At 72.1% G+C, this 7,056-nt stretch carries 3 protein-coding genes; all 3 read left to right on the top strand.

The genetic code is table 11. The annotated features are described in order from the left end of the window. The first annotated feature begins 267 nt into the window (after positions 1-267). Complete coding sequence (locus AC1D01_RS15190) at positions 268-3,930, top strand: IPT/TIG domain-containing protein (RefSeq protein WP_477867596.1); 3,663 nt, start codon at positions 268-270, stop codon at positions 3,928-3,930. Between the two features lie 77 nt (positions 3,931-4,007). After that, positions 4,008-5,528 carry a hypothetical protein gene (locus AC1D01_RS15195; protein WP_477867598.1) on the top strand — a complete coding sequence of 507 codons (1,521 nt, stop codon included), beginning with the start codon at positions 4,008-4,010 and terminating at the stop codon, positions 5,526-5,528. Positions 5,529-5,588: 60 nt separating this feature from the next. Further along, a partial coding sequence (locus AC1D01_RS15200) for an Ig-like domain-containing protein (RefSeq protein ID WP_477867600.1) occupies positions 5,589-7,056 on the top strand: 1,468 nt, incomplete at its 3' end.

The following is a 7,056-nucleotide window of genomic DNA, read 5'->3' on the forward strand; positions in this document are numbered from 1 at the left end:
GCTGAAAGCATGTGTGCCGTATCAACACGGCACCGCGAAGACCTCACGCATCGTCGCCCGACGATGTCATTCCCGCGCTGCCACGCCCTGCTGGCACCGCGTCTTGCCGCCACTGATCGGCTAGCGACAGTCCCCGACCCGCACCTGTCTCCCGCTGCCTGAAAAGGCGGCCCGAGTCCGGCTCTGCCGTGCCTGGCGCATGGCGATGCCGCAGTCCGTCTCCTGTCGCCGCTTCAACCGATGTCCTCCCTTCGCGGACCCGAGCCCATGACGCTTCCTGCCTGCCTGCGCGCCAGACTCGCCTTCTCAGCCGTCGTCCTCACGGTGGCCGGGCTGTTGCCGCTGGCCGCGTCCGCGCAGACCGCGGTGTCCGGCGCGATCGGCGGCGACACGCGCTGGAGCGCGGCCGACAGCCCCTACCTGCTGAGCGGCGAGGTCGTGGTGCAGGGCGGCGCAACGCTCAGCATCGATCCCGGCGTCACCGTCTACATGGCAGCCGGTGCGCGGCTCACGGTTCAAGCGGGCACGGTGCGCGCGATCGGCACCGCGGCACTGCCGATCCGTGTGCTGTCGGACAAGACGCGCCAGGCCCAGGCCGCCGCGCCCGGCGACTGGGACCAGTGGGTGTTCGGCAGCGGCACCACCAGCAACACGCGGCTCGAGCAGATGGTGTTCGAGCATGGCAAGGGCCTCGCGATCCGCGGCGCCGCGCCGGTGCTGAACTACGTCGACATCCGCAACCAGCAGGGCGCGGCCATCACGGTCGACCTGGCGGCCTCGCCCAGTGGCGTCGGCAACCGCGCCAGCGGCAATGCGCTGAACGGCATCGCGGTGCCGGCCGGCGACGTCACCGGCAGCGTGCGCTGGGGCCTGCGCGGCATCCCCTACGTGATCACCGCCGGCTCGGTGTCGGTCGGTGCCAGCCCGTCGCTCAGCAGCGTGTCGCCCGCGACGGTGGAGCAGGGCCAGACCGTCACGCTGACGGTGAACGGCTCGCGCCTCACCGGCCTCGGCAGCGCAGCGTTCGACCGTGCCGGCCTGACGCTGACGCCGTTCAGCGGTGGGTCGTCCTCGCAGCTCTTCATGCAGCTGAAGGTGGATGCGGCTGCCACGCCCGGCGCCGCGGGCCTGCGCTTGCAGGTCGACGCGGGCGAGGTGCTGCTCGCCAACGCGATCCATGTGACGGCTCCGATGCCGGCCATCACGGCCCTCGACCCGGCCACGGTGCTGGCCGGTGCCGGCGCCACCGAGATCACCGTGACGGGCCGCAACTTCGCATCCAGCTCCGAGCTCACCTTCAATTCCGCCTCGGTGCCGACGGTCGTCGTCAGCAGCACGCAACTGCGCGGCACGCTGCCCGGCCAGCCCTCGCCAGTGACGCTGCAGGCCCAGGTGCGCACGCCCGATGCGGCGCACCCGGGCCAGTACCTGCTGTCGAACGCCGTCGCGCTGCCGGTGCAGGCGCCGGTGCCCCCGATCGTGGCCATCGAGCCGACGCCGATCGCGCTGCCGCCGGATGGCAAGGCTCGCGACATCACGATCCGCCTGTCCAAGGCCGACTACCGCGACAACACGCTGAACCTCTCGGTCTCGGACACCAGCAAGGCGACCGTCACGCCGGCCAGCCTCGTGATCCCGGCCGGCCAGACCAGCGCGAAGATCACCATCGTGCCCAAGCTGACCGGCACCGTCACGCTGACGGCCGACTCGACCACGCTGGCGCGCATCAGCGTGCCGCTGTTCATCACCGCCGATTTCCGCGGCGCCAACACCGCCTACGCGTCGCCCGTCGGCGTGGTCGTGCAGTCGAACGCGCCGGCCGCCACGCGCCAGGTCACCGCCGTCAACGCGGTGGTCGGCGTGGCGGTGGGCGGCGTGCTGTCGCAAGTGGCCCCGCGCTCGTGGGCCGTCGGCAGCAGCACCGAGATCGCGATCACCGGCGCCGCCATCCCGGCCGGCGCGCAGGTGAGCGTGCTGCCGGCCACCGGCATCACGCTCGGCCCGGTCACGCTCAATGCCCAGTCCAGCGAACTGCGCGTCACGCTGACGACAGCAGCCGATGCGCCGATCGGCGCGCGCAAGCTGGTGGTGCGCGATGCGGCCGGCAAGGAACTCGTGTTCGCCAACCCCGCCGTGTCGGTGGTGCAACTGATGACCGGCCTGCCGTCCATCGAATCGATCGAGCCGATCTTCGGCAGCCGCGGCCAGCTGGTGAAACTGCTGGTGCATGGACGCCACCTGCAGCAGGGCCAGGTGCGCCTCGTGCCCGACACCGGCGTGCATCCGGACGTGTCGCCGGTTGTCAGCGCTGACGGCCGCACGCTGTCCGCACCGCTGCAGATCGATGCCGATGCGCCCACCGGCAACCGGCTGCTGCAGGTCGTCACGCCGTCCGGCACCACCAGCGCGACACTGTCGCCGGCCAACAGCTTCACGGTGGCCTCCACGGTGCGCGAGACGGTGACGCCGGTGGCCTCGCGCCTGGTCGGCGTCGTCGTCGGCACGGCCACCTCGCCGGTCGAGCCGGTGCAGCGCCAGCCGGTCTCGACGCTGGTCGGCGTGCTGCTCGGCACCGGCATCACCGAGGTGCGCCCGAACATCGGCGTGGTCGGCACCACCACCACCGTCACCGTGCGCGGCGCCGGCCTGCAGGCGGTCAGCGGCGTCAGCGTGACGCCGGCCACCGGCGTCACGGTGGGCACGCCGACCGTCAATGGCGACGGCACGCAGCTGAACGTGGACATCACGGTCGACGCCGCTGCGGCGCTCGGCGCACGCCGCCTGGCGCTGACGGCTGCCGGCAAGCCGGTGACCTTCTCGCGCCCCGGCGACGCCAGCTTCCTCGTCTCGGCGCCGGTGCCCGAGCTGACGGCCGTCGCGCCGCAGGTGCTGCTGGCCGGGCAGGGCGCCGTCACGCTGACGGTGCGCGGGCGCAACTTCACCAACGTGTCGGCGGTGCGCATCGAGCCGCCGCAAAGCGTGCTGGCCGGGCCGTTCCAGGTCAACGCCGAAGGCACGCTGCTGACTTTCAACGCGACGGTGGCCGCCGGTGCCGCATCGGGCAGCCGCGCGGTTGTCGTGACGACGGCGGCCGGTGAGTCCACGTCCACCGTGCAGCCGGGCAACATCGTGCGCATCGCGACACAGGTGGGTCCGACCTACGCCGGTGTGCTGTCACAGCCGGTCGGCGTGCTGGTCGGCAGCGGCGTCACGGTGCCGCCGGATCCGGTCAGCCGCCTGATCGGTGCGCCGCACGTCGGCGTGGTGGTGGGCAGTGCGACGCCCGCACCGCAAAGCGTCGCCGGCACGGCCGCCAGCAAGGCCGTCGGCGTGGTGGTCGGCACGGTCGCGCAGGCGATCAGCCCGACCGGCTGGTTGCAGGGCGGTTCCGGCACGGTGACGATCGACGGACGCGGGCTCGACACGGTGACCACGGTCACGGCGACACCGGCCACCGGCCTGCTGCTCGGCGCCCCGGTGGTCAACGGCGACGGCAGCCAACTGAGCCTGACGCTGTCGGTCGCGCCGGATGCGCCGCTCGGCCTGCGCTGGCTGCGGCTGGGCACGGCCGCCGGCCGCACGGTCACCTTCGCCAACCCGGCGCTCGCGGCCTTCGGCATCGGCAGCCTGCCGACCATGACCTCGGTCTCGCCGATCGTCTTCGAGCAAGGCAAGGGCGCGACGCTGCTCATCCGCGGCAGCAACCTGAAGAACGTGGTGCGCGTCGTCTTCGCGCCGGGCAGCGGCCTGCGCCCGACCAGCGACATCGCGTGGTCGCAGGACGCGCTGGGCGAACTGCTCAGCGTGGCCGTCACCGTCGACGCCGCGGCCCCGCTGGGCAACCGCGTCGTGCGCCTCGAGGTGTACGGCGGCCTCACGTCGGCCGACCCGAGCCCCGCCAACACCATCAACGTGGTCGCCCCGCAGTGACCGAGCCTGGAGCACCCATGTCCCTCTTCTTCCTTCCTTCACGTCCTGTCGTCCACCCTGCTACGAGGAGCCCCTCCATGACACTTTCCACCTTCAAGCCCCAGGCGGCCTTCGTGCTGGCGGCGCTGGCGGCAGCCTCGGCGCAGGCGGCCTTCAACAGCGGCAGCACCGGTGCCGACGGCTCACTGAACCCGACCGTCAACACCGAGATCCAGCTGCCCGAGTCGGGCATCCTGAACTACACGACGGTCAACATCCCGAGCGGCGTGACGGTCAAGTTCAAGAAGAACACCGCCAACACGCCGGTGTTCATCCTGGCCAGCGGCAATGTGACGATCGCCGGGACGATCGACATCCGCGGCACCGATGCGACGTCGACCGGCACCTATGGCGATGGCTTGCAGGGCGACGATGCCATCCCGGGCGTCGGCGGGCCGGGCGGCTACGACGGCGGCCGTGGCGGGCGCGACGACACGCAGCAGCGGGCGGAGATCGTGCGCGGCGGCAGTGGCCTGGGCCCGGGCGGCGGGCCGGGGGGCGTCGAAGGCCCGGACGGCTGCAACGCGATGGGCCAGTACCACTACATCGGCATCGGGGGCGGGTATGCCACCAAGGCCTACCAGTCCTGGGGCGCGAGCTACTACTGCGACATCAACTCCATCACGATCGTCGGCAAGACCTATGGGTCGCCGTTGCTGCAGCCTCTGCTCGGCGGCTCCGGCGGTGGCGGCGGCCGAGGCGGTACGGCCTTCCCGGGCGCCGGCGGCGGCGGTGGCGGCGGCGCCATCCTGATCGCATCGTCGGGCGTGCTGCAGGTGACCGGCACCATCAATGCGCGCGGCGGCGACGGCGGCGGGCTCGCGGGGACCGGCGCGGGCGGCAACGGCGCGGGTGGTTCGGGCGGTGGCATCCGGTTGGTCGCCACGACCGTGTCGGGCAACGGCAGCCTGCTGGCCGAAGGAGGTTGCATCAACAACAGCAACCAGCCGCGGCAGAACTGCGGAGCGGTTGGCGGCGGGGTTTTCGGCGGTTCGGTGGGCCGCGTGCGCATCGAAGGCGAGGCCATCACCTACTCCGGCGCGGCCACCCCGGCCTTCGTCGCCGACGTCCCCGGCCCGGTCTTCATCGCCGAGGCCCCGAGCCTGCGCATCGCCTCGGTCGCCGGCACCGCCGTGCCGGCCAACCCGACCGGCAATGCCGACGTGACGCTGCCGGCCACCACCACCGGCCCGATCGACGTCGTGTTCCAGACCGTCAACGTGCCGGTCGGCAACACCGTGCTGCTGCGCATCGTGCCGGCCTACGGCCAGCCGACCGAGGCGCTGAGCCCGGCCATCACCGGCAGCACCGGCAGCGGCAACGCGTCGGTGTCGGTGACGCTGCCGTCGGGCCCGAGCACGCTGCAGGCGACCACCACCTACACCGTGGTCGTGGCCGGCACGCTCGACCTGTCGCGCTTCGCGCACAACGAGCAGGTCGAGAAGGTGGAGGTCACGGTGTCGATGGTCGGCGAGGCGACCGCCCGGCTGCTGACCGCCAGCGGCAAGGCCTACGACGTTCCGTACGCCGCGCTGCGCGCCGCCGGCTTCCGCGGCTGACGGCAGGCTCCCGGCACGACCCGCCCGCACGAATCACCTACTGGTTTGCACAGGACCATGATGACGACAGAGGTCAACCCCACCGTGCGGCGCGTGCTCGCCACGCTGACGGCCGTCGCGTTGGCGGCCAGTGCGGTCTCGACGCGATCGGCCGAGCTGATCGTCGACGACGGTGTCGTCATCAAGTTCGGCGGCGACGCGCAGCTGGTGCTGCGCGACAAGCTGACGGCCGGCAAGGGGGTGGTGCTGACCAGCCAGAAGGACGATGCCAACGGCGGGCAGACCAACGGGGCGGCGCAGGTGCCGGCGGCCGGCGACTGGCGCGGGCTGCGCTTCGAGAAATCCGCCGCCGCCTTCGGCAGCCTGTCGCTGAGCGACTGGACGGTGCGCTACGCCGGCGGCGGCGATGCCGGCGCGGCGGTGACGCTGCGCGGCTTCGGCCCCGGTCTCGAATACCTGCAGGTGATGGACGGCACGACCGGCCTGCGCCTGGTCGACGGTGCATCGCCGGCCATCACCGGCTCCAGCTTCCTGCGCAACGCGATCGGGCTGGACGCCGACGGCAACAGCGCGCCCGTCATCGGCAGCACGCAGTTCGCCGGCAACACCACGCAGGCGATCCTGAACCGCACGCCGGCCACGCTGATCCAGGCCAGCGGCAACTGGTGGGGCCACCCGAGCGGCCCGAAGGACACCGCGGGCAACCCGCAAGGGCAGGGCGATGCCGTGTCTGCCGGTGTCAACTACGGCAACTTCCTGGCGCTCGCGCCGCTGATCGCGCCTTCTGTGCGGCTGGCGAGCCCGTTGCCCTTCTACGAAGGCCGCACCGTCACGCTCGACGTGGCCTGCATCAACGCCACCGAATTCCGCATCGCCGAAGGCACGGCCTTCGCCGGGACCTCGTTCCAATCGCTTGCCAACGGCCGCGCGACTGTCGACTTCACGCTGTCCGAGGGCGACGGCCGGAAGCCGGTCAGCGTGCAGTTCCGCAACGCGGCGGGCACCGTGACCACCGCCTCGCTGTCTGGCGGCGTGCTGGTCGACACGCAGGCGCCGGTGCTGTCGATCAACAACCCGGCCCCTGGCAGCATCGTCAGCGGCCCCATCACCGTCGAGGCGAGTGCGAGCGATGCCTCCGGCGTGGCCAGCGTGCGCTTCTACCTCGACGAGCAACTCGTCGCGACGCGCACCGCCACCCCGTACAGCTACGCCTGGAACACCGACGCCAGCACCGACGGCAACCACAGCTTCCGCGTCGTCGCGCTCGACCAGGCCGGCCGCAGCGCCGAGCTGAGCCGCGCGGTGACGCTGTCGCGCGCACCGGTCCAGCCCGACCTCGAAGGTCCGCAGCTGGCCGCCGTCGCGGCCGGCGGCAGCCCGCTCGCCAATGGCGCGAGCTTCGCGCGCAACACCACCATCACCTTCAGCGCCAGCGACCGCAGCGGCATCTCGCGCATCGAGCTGCTGCTCGACGGCGCGATGGTCGCCACCGCCAGCGGCTCGGGCAGCTACAGCGTGCCGTTCAGCC

The sequence above is a fragment of the Rhizobacter sp. P3_B12 genome (genome assembly GCF_056402895.1).